This window comes from Vibrio sp. 1078-1 (genome assembly GCF_033340475.1).
In genome coordinates, this window is the sequence record NZ_JAWOWM010000167.1 from 1 (window position 1) to 869 (window position 869).

Annotated in this window: 1 protein-coding gene; it reads right to left on the minus strand. The window is 50.9% G+C overall.

Annotation, left to right across the window (positions count from 1 at the left end; genetic code table 11):
- Positions 1–819: a hypothetical protein gene (locus R7190_RS26340; RefSeq protein WP_318137738.1), complete on the minus strand. Its 819-nt coding sequence runs from the start codon at positions 817–819 to the stop codon at positions 1–3.
- Positions 820–869 lie beyond the last annotated feature (50 nt).

The following is an 869-nucleotide window of genomic DNA, read 5'->3' on the forward strand; positions in this document are numbered from 1 at the left end:
TCACGCCCGTTTTAATTCCTCTCGGAATTCGTCTGCAATATCCTGAATGACCTTGAAGCTGATCCCCTCCGTCCGGGTCTCAACCGCTTCTGGCTCTGCCGTGTAAAAGTCCAACTCTTCAATCTCTTCGATCACCTCTCTGAGATTTTCATCGTCCTCGGCTGCTGCCAGAACACGAGGCACATTGTGCCTAGCCTTGCGCCATTCTCCATCGAGCATCTGGTAAACGATCACAGCATGATCATCTTGCTCCGCTGCAATCTCTTCGTCTGTTTTTTCGCTAAGGCCAACTCGTTCCTTTAACTCGGGAGACCAGTATAAACGGCGTTTACCGTCAATGGCCTCGCTGTACTCAAGCCAACGGCCAGACCAAACACCATCGCCTGTTTCAGCGAAACGAGACAAAAACCCAAAGGGGTGAATCCCCTTTTTCTTGCCCTTCTTGGTGCTACCTTTAGCCATTTCTCGATCCACTCCCCAGTGTCTCGAATCGTCTTGTTTTGCTAGGTAGTCACCAACGCTCACACCATGCTTAATATCAAGCGCATGTTGACGGAAGGCATCGAGTGAAACGGGTGTGCCGTCTGGTTTCAGCATCAGCCCAGCCCTTTCGCAACAAGCCTCCCAACGTTCAAGAAGCAGTTCCTCAAAGACTTCTGTCGGCTCCGCTGATAGCAGTCGTTCAAGCCTCTCCGCGTGGCGCTTCGCCTTAAACTTAGCCTTGAGGTATGCCGACAAGCGATCTCGATTGATTTCCTTATCAATACACCAAAGCTCGTGAGTATGTGGGTGCCAGCCGTGTTCCTCTCCCCATGTCACCTCCAGTGACCTGATAAGAGAGTCAAAACCAAACACCTCTTTAAACGTGT